This window comes from Phenylobacterium sp. GW823-FHT02A09 (genome assembly GCF_058797775.1).
This window is the reverse complement of record NZ_JBXAJZ010000003.1, coordinates 338,200-352,437: the sequence shown is the minus strand read 5'-3', so window position 1 is coordinate 352,437 and position 14,238 is coordinate 338,200. Positions and strand designations below refer to the sequence as shown.

Genomic DNA, 14,238 nt, shown 5'->3' with positions numbered 1-14,238 from the left:
GGCCGTATGCAACGCCTCGTGTCCGCCGCCCTGCTCGCCGTCCTGTTCTGCTCCACCGCCGCGGTCGCCGCGCCCAGGCAGGAGACGCTGAGCGTCGCCGGGCTGAACAAGCCCGCCGAGATCCGCATCGACCGCTGGGGCATCGCCCACATCTATGCGGCGGGCACCCGCGACGCCTTCTTCCTGCAGGGCTACAACGTCGCCCGAGACCGGCTCTGGCAGGTCGACCTCTGGCGCAAGCGCGGCCTCGGCCTGCTGGCCAAGGACTTCGGGCCCGACTACGTCGCCCAGGACCGCGCGGCGCGCCTGTTCCTCTATCGCGGCGACATGTCCCGCGAGTGGAACGCCTATGGCGCCGGGGCCAAGGACAACACCGAAGCCTTCGTCGCCGGCCTCAACGCCTTTGTCGACGAGATCGCTGCCGGCAAACGGCCGCTGCCCCAGGAGTTCCAGGTCGCCGGAACCAGGCCCGAGCGCTGGAGCGCCGACGACGTGGTCCGCATCCGCAGCCACGGCCTGACCCGCAACGTCCCCAACGAAGTCGGCCGCGCCCGCATCGCCTGCGCCGCCGGCATCGACGCCGCCCGGCTCTACAAGCACATCGAACCCAAGTGGGAGACCAAGGTCCCCGAGGGCCTCGATCCCTGCGACATCCCCGAGGCGGTGCTGGGCGACTACGAACTGGCCACGCGCGGCGTGCGCTTTACCGGCTCGCAGGCCAAGCTCGCCATGCTCGAGATCCCGCCCGAGGCGATCGGCTCGAACAACTGGACCGTGGCCGGCAGCCGCACGGCCAGCGGCCGCCCGATCCTGGCCAACGACCCGCACCGCGAGCACTCGGCCCCCTCGCTGCGCTACATCGTGCACATGGAAGCCCCCGGCTTTTCGGTGATCGGCGCCGGCGAGCCAGCGCTGCCCGGCGTCTCCATCGGCCACAACGGCACGGTCGCGTTCGGCCTGACCATCTTCCCGGCCGACCAGGAAGATCTCTACGTCTACGAGACGCAGGCCGGCGCGCCGCTCAAGTATCGCTACGCCGACGGCTGGGCCGACATGACCGCCGTCACCGAGACCATCGAAGTCAAGGGCGAGGCGCCGCGCAAGGTCGAGCTGCACTTCACCCGCCACGGCCCGGTGGTCTACGCCGACGCCGCCAAGTCGCGCGCCTTCGCCGTGCGCAGCGTCTGGGCCGAGCCCGGCACGTCGGCCTATTTCGGCTCGATGGGCTACATGACCGCCAAGGACTGGCCGAGCTTCCGCGACGCGTTGTCGGAATGGGGCGCGCCGTCCGAGAACCAGGTCTTCGCCGACACCAAGGGCGACATCGGCTGGGTCGCGGCCGGCAAGGTGCCGCGGCGCGCCAACTGGGACGGCTTGACGCCGGTCCCGGGCGACGGCCGCTACGAGTGGACCGGCTTCCTGAAGCTTGAGGAACTGCCCAGCACACATAACCCGGCCTCGGGCTGGTTCGCCTCGGCCAACCAGCTGAACCTGCCCAGGGACTACCCCTACGCTGAGCGCAAGGTCGGGTTCGAGTGGTCCAACGCCGCCCGCATGCAGCGGATCGAGGAGGTGCTGGCCGCCAAGGACAAGCTGACCCTGGCCGACGCCATGGCGCTGCAGACGGATCCGACCGACGTCACCGTGCGGCGGATGAACGCCCTGCTGGCTGGCGTGAAGACCAACGACGCCAAGCTGGCCGCCGCCATCGCCCTGCTGGCCGGATGGGACCAGAAGACCAGCGCCGACAGCGCCGGCGCGGCGCTCTACGAGGTCTGGATCACCAAGCACCTGGGCAAGGCCGCCGTCGCCCGCGCCGTGCCGCAGGCCGCCCGCGCCGCGGTGGGGAATGGCGACATCGCCGCGGTCATGGCGCTGCTCGAGGCGCCGGACGCCAGCCTGGGCGCCGATCCGGCCGCCGCGCGCGACGCCATCCTCTCCGAAAGCCTGCTGGCCGCCTATGACGAGGTCGCCGGCCAGCTCGGCCCCGATCCGAAGGCCTGGGCGTGGGGCAAGCTGCATCAGGCGCGATTCGATCACGCGCTGACTCCGTTGGTCCCGGCCGCCGAGCGCGAGGCCTGGTCCAGCGGGACCGCGCCGATGGCCGGGACGGCGCTGTCGCCGCTGGCCGCGACCTGGCGGCCGAACGACTACCGCGTCGTCGCCGGCGCCTCCTTCCGAATGGTGTTGGACGTCGGCGCCTGGGACAACAGCGTGGCGATCAACACGCCGGGCCAGTCCGGCGACCCGGCCAGCCCGCACTTCCGCGACCTGTTTCCGTTGTGGGCCAAGGGGCGGTACGTGCCGCTGACCTACTCGCGGACGGCGGTCGAGGCGGCGACCGAAACGGTGATGAGTCTGCGCCCGACGGGAGCGGCTAAAGCCCCTTCCAGATAAGTTGCGGGCCACGGCCATTGACTTTGGGCGCCCGGAGCCGGAAAAACCGCCGCCCGATTAGACCGGCCGGAGTTGTACCTCGCGATGACCTACATCGTCATGGATCCTTGCATCAAATGTAAGTTCATGGACTGCGTCGAGGTGTGTCCGGTCGACTGCTTCTACGAAGGCGAGAACTTCCTCGTCATCAATCCGGACGAGTGCATCGACTGCGGCGTCTGCGAACCGGAATGCCCGGTGGACGCGATCAAGCCGGACACCGAGGACGACGCCGACTCCAAGTGGCTGAAGGTCAACACCGACTACGCCAAGGTCTGGCCGAACATCACGGTGAAGGGCGAGCCGCCCGCCGACCGCGAGGAGTTCGAGCGCGAGACCGGCAAGTTCGAAAAGTACTTCAGCGAAAAGCCCGGCCGCGGCTCATAGGCGCCTCCTAAAGGGGCAAGCCTTTCTTTCGGCTGATTTTTATGATACCTTCCGCGCTGATGTGAGGGTAGCGATCACGCGCGCCGCATCAATTTCTGCAGAAGAGCCGTCCCCGGCCAGTGTCACGCCGCAAAAAGGCGAAGGGTGTCCTAGAGGTCTATTCCGTTCCTACAGGGGTAAGACACCGCGCAGTTTTTGCGGCGGATGTCCTTTGGCCTTGTGGGCGCCGATTAACGCCTCTTAACGGGTTCGGACGAGTCGAAAGGACTTGAGCGAATGAGCAAGAGCGGTCTGGAATTCTCGGTCGGCGATCACGTCGTCTATCCGGCTCATGGCGTGGGCCAGGTACAGGGGATCGAAACCCAGGAAGTCGCCGGCTATTCTCTCGAAGTTTACGTCATCACCTTCGACCACGAAAAGATGACCCTCCGCGTCCCGACCGCGAAAGCCCGCACCGCCGGGCTGCGTTCGCTGGCCGAAGGCAACGTCGTCGTCCAGGCGCTGACCACCCTGAAGGGCCGCGCCCGCGTGAAGCGCACCATGTGGTCGCGTCGCGCCCAGGAATACGAAGCCAAGATCAACTCGGGCGACCTGATCTCGATCGCCGAAGTGGTCCGCGACCTGCACCGCGCCGAAAACCAGCCGGAGCAGTCGTACTCGGAACGCCAGCTCTATGAATCGGCGCTGGACCGCATGGCCCGCGAAGTCGCCGCGATCGAGCGCATCGACCGCGAAGAGGCCATCACCATCCTCAACAAGAGCCTGGTGAAGGCGGTGGCGGCTTAACCGCCCCACCCGATTGCAAGTTCGAAGCGCCCGGCCGCAAGGTCGGGCGTTTTCGCATCCAGAGTTCCGCATGCCCGCGCCGATCACTTTCAGCGACCTGCTGTCCCGCCCCCGCGTCGCCGCCGACCTGCGCATCGCCTACGGCGTGCATCCGCTGCAGTTCGGGGAACTCTGGCTGCCGCCCGGGGCCGGCCCCCGCCGGCTGTTGGTGATGATCCACGGCGGCTGCTGGCGCGCCGACCTGCCGGGACTGGAACTGATGGACTACGCCTGCGCCGACCTGCGCGCGCACGGCGTGGCCGTGTGGAACATCGAGTACCGCCGCATCGGCCATGACGGCGGCGGCTTCCCCGGCACCTTCCTTGACGTCGGCGCGGCCGTCGACCACCTGCGCCAGCTTGCGAGGCCGCACGCGCTCGACCTCTCGCGCACCGTCTTCAGCGGTCACTCGGCCGGCGGTCACCTGGCGGTCTGGGCGCTGGGGCGCCCGCGCCTGGCCCCGACCAGTCCGCTCTACGTCGAAGGCCCCCTGCCCGCGCGCGGCGCGGTCCCGCTGGCCGGGATCATCGACCTGGCCGCCTATCACGCCGAGGGGCCCGACGAGTGCGGCGGCCCGGGGGTCATCGACGCCCTGGTCGGAGCCGGCGCGCGCGACGACGTCTACGCCGACACCTCTCCGCCCCGCCTGCTGCCGCTTGGCGCACCGCAGACGGTGATCTCCGGGGCCCTGGACCACATCGTGCCGAGCGCCTTCGGCGCCGCGTACGGCCGCGCCGCAGCCGCGGCGGGCGACGCCGTGCAGGTGATCGACTTCGCAGACGCCGGCCACTTCGAACTGATCGATCCGACCTCGCAGGCCTGGCCCACGATCCGCGCCGAATTGCTGGCGCGGCTCGGCTAGACCCGCGCGAAGATCGGTCCCCAGAGGATCTGGTAGCGCAAGCGGTCGACGCGCCGCCGCGGCCGCAGCTGATAGATCCCCGGCGGCAGCGGCTCGCCCCCCTCGAGCCGCGCCCAGGCCGCGTCCTCATCCAGCGGGTCGGCCAGGGCGAAGCTGTCGAACGCCGGCGAGGCCTGCCGTAAAGCGTTGGCGAGCTCGGCCTCCTGTTCCAGCTTGAACGGGAGCGGCGCGCCCAGCGCCCCGTCCGGGCGCGCATAGAGCCCCACTGCATAGGTCCGCTGGCCGCGCGCCACGACGCCGAACCCGGCCTGGGCGTAGCGCGTCCGCAGCAGGTTCGACCAGTGCGAGGGACTGCGCCGCCAGATGCCCATCAAGTCGTCGGCGTCGGCGGTCTGCGCCGCGCGGCGATAGGCGATATTCTCGCTGGCCGACCCGATCATCCGCCGCGCCAGCAGTCCCACCCGGTGGCTGGGATCGAAGCCCTCGGGCGACAAGTGCTCGACATAGCCGCGGGCGGCGAGGTCGGCGGCATGCCCGCGCGCGACCTTGGCCAGTTCGGAATTCCAGGCCAGGGCCGGGGCGCCGCTCGCCGTGCGGGCCGCGTTGGTCAGGACCAGCAGCTGGCGCTCGCTCGCGCCCTGGAACGCGCCGCCGCCGGCGTCGCTCGCCCGCGCGCGCAACCGCGCCTCGTAGGCCAACCAGACGTCTTCCGTCACGCCGGGGATCACGCGGGCGGCGACCGGCGTGGCGAGCAGCCCGCCCAGGCCGGCGAGCAGCAGGCGGCGCGACGGCGTGGCGGACCCGATACGGGATGGGGCGCGTTGCTGCATCCTGGTTCCCGTCGGGCCGAACCTGGCCCGTTAAGCGACGCTAGGCGAGGGCCGCAAACGCCCGCACCACCGGCAAGAGCTGATCCTGGTTGACCGGCTTGCTCAGCAGCGGAGTGTCCGGAAAGCCGTCGCTCGGCAGGACTCCATAACCCGTCGCGAAGACGAACGGCACCCCCCGCGCGCGCAGCGCCTCGGCCAGCGGGAACACCGTCTCGCCGCCGCCGAGATTGACGTCCAGCACCGCTCCGTCCGGCGGCGTTTCCTGACGCGACAGCCACGCCAGCGCCGGCGCCAGCGCTCCGAAGGCCGCGGCGACCTCGCAGCCCAGGTCCGTCAGCAGGTCCTGCATCATCATCGAGACCAGCGGCTCGTCCTCGACCAGCACCACCCGCGGCGTCATGCGAGCGCCATCCGCGCCGAGAGCGGCGCGCGGAGACGGAACTGCACGCCTTCCGGGTCGAACATGATCTGCGCCTCGCCGCCGAGCTCCTGGGCCATGCCCTGTTCGATCAGCCGCGAACCGAACCCGCGCGTGCTCGGCGCATCGACTTTCGGGCCGCCGCGCTCGATCCAGCGGAACTCCAGCGCGCCAGGCGCCTCGCGCTGGTCGACCTCCCAGCTCACGTCGAGCCGTCCGCCCTCGACGCTGAGCGCACCGTACTTGGTCGCATTCACCGCCAGCTCGTGAACCGTCATGTGCAGCGCCACGGCCGTCTCGGGGGTCAGCCCGACCTGGGGTCCCGACACCGCCAGCCGCAGCCCGCCGACCCCGCAGAACGGGGTCAGCGCCTGCCCCACCACGTCGGCCAGGCCCGCCGGCCCCCAGTCGCCGCGGGTCAGCAGTTCGTGCGCCCGAGACAACGCGTCTATCCGGCCGCTGAACGCTTCGACGAAATGCGCCGGCGAGGCCGAGCGCCGCAGCGTCTGGTCGGCGATCGACTGCACGGCGGCCAGGGTGTTCTTGCAGCGATGGTCGAGCTCGCGGATCAGCAGTTTGCGCCGCTCCAGTGTCTCTTCCAGCGAGGCGTAGGCCTGGACGTTGGCCAGGGCCGTGGCCGTGGCGCGGGCGATCACCTGCAGCAGGGTGACCTCCGCCTCGGTCGGCTCGCGCGGCTGGCTCCAGTAGGCGCCGATGGCGGCGATGGCGTCGTCTGGACGCACCGGCGTCATCACCAGGCTGCGCACGAATGTCGGACGATAGGCGTCAAGCGGGATCCGCGCGTCGACGTAGATGTCCGGGACCACCGCGGTCCGCCCGTTCAGCATCGCCCACCCCGAGATGCAGGCGCTCATCGGGAAGCGCAGCCCCTTCCAGAGCGGGGCGACGGCGTCCTCGTCCAGATAGACGCACTCCTCGCCGTCGCGCAGCACGAAGGTCACCCCGTCGGCGCCCGACAGGGCGCGGGCGCGGGTCCGCACGATGTCGGCGATCTGCTCGACCGAGCGCACGCCGGACAGCGCCTCGATCACCTCGACGAGGGCGAAGACCGGGTCCTTCGGGTCACCGCCCGACATCCCCCTCTGAGCGGCCGCCTCCAACATGGCGTGCTCCCCTGGCGCTTCAACTACTAGCCCTAGGTTGAACCTGCCTCATCGGCGCCACCCGACGCAAGTCAATCGCGGGTTGATCGCGATTTGAATTCGCCGGTTCAGTCGGCTTCGGCGTGGGCGGGGACCGGCGCGGCGGCGACATGGTTGGGGCCGCGTTCGAGCTCGCGGGCCAGGGTTTCGCGGTCGAGATCGCCCTCCCAGCGGGCGATGACCAGGGTGGCCACGCCGTTGCCGACCAGGTTGGTCAGGGCCCGGCACTCGCTCATGAACCGATCGACGCCGACCAGGATCGCCAGCGAGGCGATGGGGATCTGAGGCGCCACCGCCAGGGTCGCGGCCAGGGTGATGAACCCCGCGCCGGTGACGCCGCTGGCGCCCTTCGAGGTCAGCATCGCCACCCCCAGCAGGGTCAGTTCCTGGGTCAGGGTCAGGTCGATGTTGGTCGCCTGGGCCAGGAACAGCGTGGCCAGGGTCATGTAGATGTTGGTGCCGTCGAGATTGAACGAGTAGCCGGTCGGGATCACCAGGCCGGTCGTGGTCTTGCCCGCGCCCAGCCGCTGCATCTTGTCCATCATCTGCGGCAGCACAGACTCCGACGAGGAGGTGCCCAGCACGATCAGCAGCTCCTCGCGGATGTAGCGCAGGAACTTGAAGATCGAGAAGCCGGCGGCCAGCGCGATCAGGCCCAGCACCACCAGCACGAACAGCAGCGATGTCGCATAGAAGGTCGCCACCAGCGCGCCCAGCTTCAGCAGCGCCGCGAGCCCGTACTTGCCGATGGTGAAGCCCATGGCGCCGAACGCGCCGATCGGGGCCAGCTTCACGATCACCTGGATGATCGAGAAGAACACCTTCGAGATGTCCTCGAGCACGCCGGCGACCTTGTCGCCGAACGCCCCCAGCCGCGAGCAGGCGAAGCCGGTGATGATCGCGATGACCAGCACCTGCAGCAGCGCGCCGTCGGCGAAGGCGCCGAAGAAGGCGTCGGGGATCAGGCTGAGGATGTAGTCGGGCAGGCTGTCGCCATGCTCGGCCTTCTCGACATAGCCGGCGGCGATGCTGGGATCGAGGGTGCTGGGGTCGATGTTGAACCCCTGCCCCGGCTTGACCAGGTTGCCGACCACCAGGCCGATGACCAGCGCCAGGGTCGAGACCACCTCGAAATAGATCAGCGTCTTGGCGCCCAGCCGGCCGAACGCCTTGATGTCGCTCATCCGGGCGATGCCGGCGACGATGGTGCAGAAGATCACCGGCGCGACGGCCATCTTGATCAGCTTGATGAAGCCGTCGCCGAGCGGTTTCAGCGCGATGCCGACGTCAGGCCATATCGCGCCCACGGCGATGCCCAGCGCGATCGCGACGAGAACCTGCACGTAGAGCAGGCGAAACACCTTCAAGAACCCCATACGCCCCTCTATCGCAGCCATTCCCACCGGAACAGCCTTGCGCTATCACCCCCACCGGTCGGCCCGGTAGCTCAGCAGGATAGAGCAGCGCTTTCCTAAAGCGAAGGTCGGGGGTTCGAGTCCCTCCCGGGCCGCCAGGGCTCGTGTCGTCCCAATTAGCCTGAAGCTAGCCGTACGCCACGGGGCGATGCGGGTCGCTGCTCCATCCCGACCAGGACGCCACGTAGAGCGCGGGCGTCTTGCCGAGGATCGCCAGCGCCGCGGCGGCGTGCGCAGCCGACACGCCCGCCCCGCATGAGACGCCCAGTCCGTCGCCCCACGCCGCATAGCGCGACGCCAAGGCCTCGTCTGACAGGAAGAGCCCGTCCGGGCCGAGGTTGCCCGCGGCCGGAAGATTGACGGAACCGGGAATATGCCCGCCGGTCCGCGCCGCCTCGTCGCCCTTGAAGGGCGAGGCGCCGCGTGCGTCGAGCAGCCGTCCCGCGCGCGCCAGTCCGGCGGCGCCGTCCGCGTCCAGAACCGGCAGATGCCCGGCCGACAGGACGACATCGCCTTGCGGACCGGATCGCTCCGTGAGCGGCCCGAGCGGCAGCCCTGTGGCCTGCGCCGCCTGGAGCCCCCCGTCGAGCAATCGCACCTGGGACAGCCCCGCCCAGCGCAGCGTCCACCAAGCTCTGGCGGCCTGCAGGCCGCCCTTGTCGTCATAGACCACGACCAGGGCGTCGGCGTTGACGCCCCAGCGCCGGACGCGGGCCTGCAGATCGGCGACCTGCGGCAACGGCCGGGATCCGAGGTCGCCGCCGCCGACGCCGGCGAAGTCGGCGCCGAGCTCCGCCGGCGCGGCGCCGGCGAGGCCGACGTCGCGGCCTTCGCGCGGGCCGACGTCGATCAGCACCGCGTCAGGCCGCGACTTCAGGTCCCCAGCCGAGATCAGGACTTCGGAGCGGCTCATGACCTATTCCGCCGCGGCGCGGGCGCCGCTCAGGGTGTTGGCCGGGCGCGCCAGGCCGAGATGATCGCGGAAGGTCGGACCCGAATAGTCGCGGCGATAGAGCCCGCGGTCCTGCAGCACCGGCACGACCAGATCGGCGAAGGCGCTGACCGAGTCGGGATTGTACGACGGGAAGATGTTGAAGCCGTCGCAGGCCTCCTTCTCGAACCAGTCCTGGATGTAGTCCGCGACTTCGATCGGATCGCCGACCACGCCGCCGCCCTGGCCCGCCGCGGCGATGATCAGGTCGCGGTAGGTGATGCGGTTCGCGCCGGTGACGTCGCGGCGCGTGCGCTCGCTGATCTGGGCGAACAGGCGCTGGCCCTCCTCGTTGGCTTCCTTCAGGACCCGCGGGTCGACGGCCTCGTCCGGCGCGCGCCCGCGCACGTCGACCTCGATCACCCGGGTGACGTTGGAGAGGTTGCGCTTGCCGCGGCCGCCCAGCGCGCCATAGCGGCGATGCTCTTCGAGCGTGTCCTCGGCGTCGAGCTGGATGAAGCTGTTGAGCTGGTCGTAGATCTTCACCGCCTCGGCGGTGGTCGGGGCGACGATCGGCGTCATGCCCGGCAGGATGGCGATCTGGTCGGGCGTGCGGCCGTACTTTCTCGCCCGGGTCTTCACGTCGTCATAATAGGCCTTGGCCACCGCGATGGTGGGGCCGGCGGCGAACACGACGTCGGCGTCGCGGGCCGCCAGCTCACGCGAGCGATCGGAGGTGCCGGCGTGCAGGATCACCACGTGGCCCTGCGGCGGACGGCGCACCGGCAACGGGCCGTCGATGGAGAAGAAGCGGCCGCGGTGGTTGATGGACCGGGCGCCGCTGTTCGGCTCGGGCCCATAGGCGTCCTCGTCCCAGGAATCCCACAGCTTCTTGGCGACCTGGACGAACTCCTCGGCCCAGTCGTAGCGCTTGTCGGTGTCCCAGTGCTCGTCGCGGCTGAAGTTCGCGGCGGCGATCTCATCTGCGCCGGTCACCAGGTTCCACGAGGCGCGCCCGCCGGACAGATGGTCCAGCGACGCCGTCAGGTGCGCGATGGCGAAGGGGTCGTAATAGGTCGGGTTGGCGGTGACCACGATGCCGATGCGGCTGGTGGCGGCGGCCAGGCTGGAGGCCGAAATGAACGGCTCCAGCCGCGACATCTGCGAGGGATTGGTGGTCTGCAGCGCCGGGTCGGAGGCCAGGCGGTCGCCCAGGAACAGGAAGTCGAACTTCGCCGCTTCGGCGATCTGGGTCACGCCTTGCAGAAACTCGATGTCGAAGGGCGCGGTCTCGAGCGCCGTCGGCATCCGCCACCCCGACGGGTGGGTGCCGTTCGCCCAGAACATCAGTCCGAAGTGCAGTTCACGCTCAGCCATAGGACATTTCCACTTTGGCGCCGGCGAACCTTGGCCGGCGAGAGTCGTCAATTGTTGGGTCGGCCGGCCCCACGGCCGACCGACGTCGATGCTTCGGCTCAGGCGGCCGCGTAGCGGTTCACGGGCTTCTTCAGGGCCAGGTGGTCGCGCAGGGTCGCGCCGTTCTGCGGGGCGGCCAGCAGGCCCAGGCGCTGCAGTTCGGGCGCAAGCTGCTCGACCAGGGCGTCGAGCTGCCCCGGCAGCGCCGCGGCCTTCAGCGTCAGGCCATCGAGGCCGACCGCGTCGGCATGGGCGGCCAGCTGCGCGGCGATCTCGCCCGGCGTCCCGGCGAAATGCGAAGCGGCGTCCGCGCCGAGTTGCTCCAGCAGCGCCGCGGCGTCGGCCGCATCTGCCGCCACGATCGGCGTCGCCTCGGCGAACAGGCGGACCTCAGAGCGGTCACGGCCGGCGGCGGCGAGCGCCGCCAGGAAGGTCTGAACGCGAGCCTTCAGCTCTTCGACCGGATGGGCGCCGAAGAAGACCACTTCGGCCTCGGCGGCGGCGAGCCGATAGGACAGCTCCGAGGTGATCTCGTGCGCCACGACGAGCTGGCCTTGGGGCGGCCGCGCGACGTTCAGCGGCCCCTTGATGCGGAAGCGCTCGCCGGCGTGATGGATCGGATGGATCTTGTCGCCGTCGACGTACTCGCCGGTCGCCTTGTTGCGGATGAAGGCGTCGTCCTCCCAGGAGTCCCACAGCTTGCGCAGGATCTCGGTGGCCTCGGCCGCACGTCCGTAGTGCTCCTCGGCCGACGGCTCAGCCTGGCTGTAATTGATCGCCGCGGGATAGGAGGCGCCCGAAACCAGCTCCCAGCCGGCCCGGCCATGGGTGACGTGGTCCAGCGACGAGGTGAGGCGCGCCAGGTTGAAGGGCTCGAAATAGCTCGTATTGCCGGTGACGAAGAAGCCGAGCCGCTTGGTGCGGGTGGCCAGGAACGACGCCGTCGTGAAGGGTTCGGTGCGGGCGAAGGCCGCCGGCCCCTCGCCGACCGCCTGCTTGTCCTGGAAACGGATGAAGGTGAAGCCGGCCTTCTCGACGCTCTGAGCCAGGTTTGAAATCTGCGCGGGATCGAACGGATCGAACCGCGCCCCGGGCTCGCCGTACGGCGTGTAGCTGAAGCCGAAATGCAGAGGTCTGTTGCTCATTTCGCCGTGGTCCCGCTAGATTTTCACTGTCCAGCTGCGGCGCGCAACGCGCCTTGAGCCGGCTGGCGGCAAGGCTCGCCTTGCCCCCTGAGGCCGTGTCTGTTACGCGCCATATCCTAGTAGGTCAATAGGATTAGAAGGATAACAAATGAGCTCGATCGGATCATTCCAGGTGAGCCGCCAGGGGTTCGGGGCCATGGGCCTGTCCCACAACTACGGGCATGCCGATGAGGCGGAGTCGCTACGGACGCTGGAGCGCGTGCTGGAGCTCGGGATCAATCTGATCGACACGGCGAACGTCTACGGCGCCGGCCACAACGAGGAGCTGGTCGGCCGGGCGATCCGCGGCCGCCGCGACCAGGTGGTGATCGCCAGCAAGGTCGGCATCGTCGGCGGCGGCGAAGCCCAGGAGGGCGCCGAAGGCAAGCGGGTGAACAACAGCCCCGCCTATACCCGCCTCCAGGTCGAGAAGAGCCTCAAGCGGCTCGGGGTCGAGCAGATCGACCTCTACTACCTGCACCGCATCGACGCCTCGCTGCCGATCGAGGACGCGATCGGCGGGCTGGTGCGGCTGAAGGAGGAAGGCAAGATCGGCGCGATCGGCCTCTCCGAAGCGACCGCCGAGACCGTCCGGCGCGCGCACGCGGTGCATCCGATCGCCGCCCTGCAGAGCGAGTACTCGCTGTGGACCCGCGAGGTGGAGGCCGAGATCCTGCCGACCACCCGCGAGCTGGGCGTCACCTTCGTGCCGTTCTCGCCGCTGGGTCGCGGGTTCCTGGCCGGGGCTTCGGCGCCCGAGGACTCCGAGGACGTCCGTCACCGTCACCCCCGGTTCCAGGCCGAGGCGGTCGAGGCGAACGCCCGCCGCCGCGCCGCGATCGAAGGCGTCGCGGGCCGGCTCGGCGCCACCAGCGCCCAGGTGGCGCTGGCCTGGGTGCTCTCCAAGAACGTCGTCCCGATCCCGGGCACGCGGCGGGTCTCGCACCTGGAAAGCAACTGGGCGGCCAACGACCTGCAGCTGGACCAGGAGATCCTCGCCGAACTGGAGGCCGCCTTCCCGGTCGGCGTGACCGTCGGGGCGCGGTTCCCCGAGAACGCGCCGGCCCAGGGTCCTTCCTAGCCGGACGTCCCCCGGCCCGCCAACGCGGCGGGCCGGGCGGGCTCCCCTGCGCCAGCGAAGGACGGCGTCAGAGCATCCTCGATCCGGTCGATCTTCCGCAGGGTCGGAAAAAGCCACAGCCACAGGCCGCCCACCGCCAGCACCCCGACGCCGCCGATGACAGCGGCCGGCGCGGCCCCGGTCAGGGAGGCGACGAACCCGGCCTCCATGTCGCCGAGCTCCGTCGAGGCGCTTCCGAACACCATGTTGGCCGAGCTCACCCGTCCGCGCATGTCGTCCGGCGTCGAGAGCTGGATGAGCAGCTGGCGCACGCAGGCCCCGACCATCCGCGCCGCGCCCATCACCGTCAGCGCGGCGACCGACAGCAGGTAGGACTTCGACAGTCCGAACACGACCAGCGAGGCCCCGAACACGGCGAGCGCCACGAAGGTCCAGAGTCCCACCCGTCGCCGCAGCGGCCGGAGGGCGATGAGCGTCCCGGCCGCCAGGGCTCCGACCGCCAGGGCGCTGCGCAGCACCCCGAAGCCGGCCTCGCCGACGTGGAGGATCTCGGTGGCGAAGATCGGAAGCAGCGCCGTCGCCCCGCCCAGCAGGCCGGCGAACAGGTCCATGGTCGTCACCGACAGGATCAGCGGGCTGCGGGCGATGAAGGTCAGCCCGCCGAGCAGATGCGCCAGGCCCCTGGTCTGGGTGTCGCCGCCGCGACTGCGGGTCTTCACCAGGGTGGCCAGGACGAAGGAGGCGAGATAGGAGCCCGCCGCCACGCCGTAGGCCGACGCCTCGCCCGAGCCGGCGATGATCAGGCCCGCGATCGCAGGCCCGGCGATGGCGGTCAGCTGGAAGGCCGAGGAGGTCCACGCCACCGCGTTGGGCAGATCCTGGACCGGCAGCAGCCGCGGCATCCAGGCCAGGGCCGACGGCGCCGAGAAGGTCTTGCCCATGCCGAAGACGCCGGCCGCGAGGAAGTACGGCGCCGCCGAGGTCACGCCCGCGATCGTGCACGCGGTAAGCAGCACCGCCGCGGCGGTCAGCACCAGCTGAAAGAGGCGATAGACGTTGCGCCGCTCGAAGCGGTCGGCGGCTTGGCCCGACGGCAAGGTGGACAGCAGGACCGGCACGAAGACCGCCAGCCCCACCATGCCCAGCGCGAGGGGATCACGCGTCAGCGCATAGACCTGCCAACCCAGCGTCGGCAGCATGATGTTGGTGCCCAGGTTGTTGGCGACCCGCGCCGCGTAGAACCAACGGAAGTCGCCCGAACGAAAGGCGGCGAAAGCGGTCATCGAAAAT

Annotated in this window: 13 protein-coding genes and 1 tRNA gene; 6 read left to right on the top strand and 8 right to left on the bottom strand. The window is 70.0% G+C overall.

All coding sequences use genetic code 11. The features are described 5' to 3' along the window. The first annotated feature begins 6 nt into the window (after positions 1-6). The 4 genes from AC1Q87_RS14350 (at position 7) to AC1Q87_RS14335 (ending at position 4,510) form a co-directional block, all read left to right on the top strand. Positions 7-2,397 (top strand): penicillin acylase family protein, encoded by a 2,391-nt coding sequence (locus AC1Q87_RS14350; protein WP_492609604.1) that lies wholly within the window; start codon positions 7-9, stop codon positions 2,395-2,397. Between the two features lie 84 nt (positions 2,398-2,481). Then, positions 2,482-2,823 (top strand): ferredoxin FdxA, encoded by a 342-nt coding sequence (gene fdxA, locus AC1Q87_RS14345; RefSeq protein ID WP_492609603.1) that lies wholly within the window; start codon positions 2,482-2,484, stop codon positions 2,821-2,823. A 276-nt stretch (positions 2,824-3,099) separates the two neighbouring features. Then, positions 3,100-3,609: a CarD family transcriptional regulator gene (locus AC1Q87_RS14340; protein ID WP_492609602.1), complete on the top strand. Its 510-nt coding sequence runs from the start codon at positions 3,100-3,102 to the stop codon at positions 3,607-3,609. 70 nt (positions 3,610-3,679) lie between these two features. Further along, on the top strand, positions 3,680-4,510 hold the full coding sequence (locus tag AC1Q87_RS14335) for an alpha/beta hydrolase family protein (protein ID WP_492609601.1): 831 nt from the start codon (positions 3,680-3,682) through the stop codon (positions 4,508-4,510). Here the strand turns inward: AC1Q87_RS14335 and AC1Q87_RS14330 are convergent. The 4 genes from AC1Q87_RS14330 to dctA form a co-directional block, all read right to left on the bottom strand. Then, on the bottom strand, positions 4,507-5,340 hold the full coding sequence (locus AC1Q87_RS14330) for a CAP domain-containing protein (protein ID WP_492609600.1): 834 nt from the start codon (positions 5,338-5,340) through the stop codon (positions 4,507-4,509). The two genes, AC1Q87_RS14335 and AC1Q87_RS14330, sit on opposite strands and share 4 nt — an antisense overlap. Positions 5,341-5,380: 40 nt before the next feature. After that, on the bottom strand, positions 5,381-5,740 hold the full coding sequence (locus tag AC1Q87_RS14325; RefSeq protein ID WP_492609599.1) for a response regulator: 360 nt from the start codon (positions 5,738-5,740) through the stop codon (positions 5,381-5,383). Continuing rightward, positions 5,737-6,882: a sensor histidine kinase gene (locus tag AC1Q87_RS14320; protein WP_492609598.1), complete on the bottom strand. Its 1,146-nt coding sequence runs from the start codon at positions 6,880-6,882 to the stop codon at positions 5,737-5,739. The genes AC1Q87_RS14325 and AC1Q87_RS14320 overlap by 4 nt, the downstream gene beginning before the upstream one ends. Before the next feature lie 107 nt (positions 6,883-6,989). Further along, positions 6,990-8,297, bottom strand: a complete 1,308-nt coding sequence (gene dctA, locus AC1Q87_RS14315) for a C4-dicarboxylate transporter DctA (RefSeq protein ID WP_492609597.1) — start codon at positions 8,295-8,297, stop codon at positions 6,990-6,992. A gap of 60 nt (positions 8,298-8,357) precedes the next feature. On the opposite strand from dctA, the gene AC1Q87_RS14310 reads away from it, so the two are divergent. Beyond that, positions 8,358-8,434: transfer RNA gene (locus tag AC1Q87_RS14310), tRNA-Arg, on the top strand. A gap of 29 nt (positions 8,435-8,463) precedes the next feature. Here AC1Q87_RS14310 and AC1Q87_RS14305 read toward each other — a convergent pair. The 3 genes from AC1Q87_RS14305 to AC1Q87_RS14295 all read right to left on the bottom strand — a co-directional run bounded on the left by AC1Q87_RS14305 (position 8,464) and on the right by AC1Q87_RS14295 (position 11,828). After that, the gene (locus tag AC1Q87_RS14305; RefSeq protein ID WP_492609596.1) at positions 8,464-9,249 is read right to left on the bottom strand and encodes a sulfurtransferase; all 786 of its coding nucleotides are present in this window, start codon (positions 9,247-9,249) and stop codon (positions 8,464-8,466) included. A gap of 3 nt (positions 9,250-9,252) precedes the next feature. Then, a complete protein-coding gene (locus AC1Q87_RS14300) occupies positions 9,253-10,644 on the bottom strand; it encodes an NtaA/DmoA family FMN-dependent monooxygenase (protein ID WP_492609595.1) in 1,392 nt (463 codons plus the stop codon). Positions 10,645-10,742: 98 nt separating this feature from the next. After that, positions 10,743-11,828, bottom strand: coding sequence for an LLM class flavin-dependent oxidoreductase (locus tag AC1Q87_RS14295; RefSeq protein WP_492609594.1), 1,086 nt, complete (start codon positions 11,826-11,828; stop codon positions 10,743-10,745). A gap of 148 nt (positions 11,829-11,976) precedes the next feature. Between AC1Q87_RS14295 and AC1Q87_RS14290 the strand changes: the two genes are divergently transcribed. Next, positions 11,977-12,948, top strand: coding sequence for an aldo/keto reductase (locus tag AC1Q87_RS14290; protein WP_492609593.1), 972 nt, complete (start codon positions 11,977-11,979; stop codon positions 12,946-12,948). Here the strand turns inward: AC1Q87_RS14290 and AC1Q87_RS14285 are convergent. Continuing rightward, entirely contained in the window at positions 12,945-14,231 is a 1,287-nt protein-coding gene (locus AC1Q87_RS14285) for an MFS transporter (protein WP_492609592.1), read from the bottom strand. The two genes, AC1Q87_RS14290 and AC1Q87_RS14285, sit on opposite strands and share 4 nt — an antisense overlap. Between the last annotated feature and the right edge of the window lie 7 nt (positions 14,232-14,238).

Bases quoted from the DNA above. Each gene is read 5' to 3' on its own strand.
- AC1Q87_RS14295 (WP_492609594.1), bottom strand. From the start codon at position 11,828: ATGAGCAACAGACCTCTGCATTTCGGCTTCAGCTACACGCCGTACGGC.
- AC1Q87_RS14335 (WP_492609601.1), top strand. From the start codon at position 3,680: ATGCCCGCGCCGATCACTTTCAGCGACCTGCTGTCCCGCCCCCGCGTC.
- dctA (WP_492609597.1), bottom strand. From the start codon at position 8,297: ATGGGGTTCTTGAAGGTGTTTCGCCTGCTCTACGTGCAGGTTCTCGTC.
- AC1Q87_RS14350 (WP_492609604.1), top strand. From the start codon at position 7: ATGCAACGCCTCGTGTCCGCCGCCCTGCTCGCCGTCCTGTTCTGCTCC.
- AC1Q87_RS14300 (WP_492609595.1), bottom strand. From the start codon at position 10,644: ATGGCTGAGCGTGAACTGCACTTCGGACTGATGTTCTGGGCGAACGGC.
- AC1Q87_RS14325 (WP_492609599.1), bottom strand. From the start codon at position 5,740: ATGACGCCGCGGGTGGTGCTGGTCGAGGACGAGCCGCTGGTCTCGATG.
- AC1Q87_RS14330 (WP_492609600.1), bottom strand. From the start codon at position 5,340: ATGCAGCAACGCGCCCCATCCCGTATCGGGTCCGCCACGCCGTCGCGC.
- AC1Q87_RS14290 (WP_492609593.1), top strand. From the start codon at position 11,977: ATGAGCTCGATCGGATCATTCCAGGTGAGCCGCCAGGGGTTCGGGGCC.
- AC1Q87_RS14320 (WP_492609598.1), bottom strand. From the start codon at position 6,882: ATGTTGGAGGCGGCCGCTCAGAGGGGGATGTCGGGCGGTGACCCGAAG.
- fdxA (WP_492609603.1), top strand. From the start codon at position 2,482: ATGACCTACATCGTCATGGATCCTTGCATCAAATGTAAGTTCATGGAC.
- AC1Q87_RS14285 (WP_492609592.1), bottom strand. From the start codon at position 14,231: ATGACCGCTTTCGCCGCCTTTCGTTCGGGCGACTTCCGTTGGTTCTAC.
- AC1Q87_RS14340 (WP_492609602.1), top strand. From the start codon at position 3,100: ATGAGCAAGAGCGGTCTGGAATTCTCGGTCGGCGATCACGTCGTCTAT.
- AC1Q87_RS14305 (WP_492609596.1), bottom strand. From the start codon at position 9,249: ATGAGCCGCTCCGAAGTCCTGATCTCGGCTGGGGACCTGAAGTCGCGG.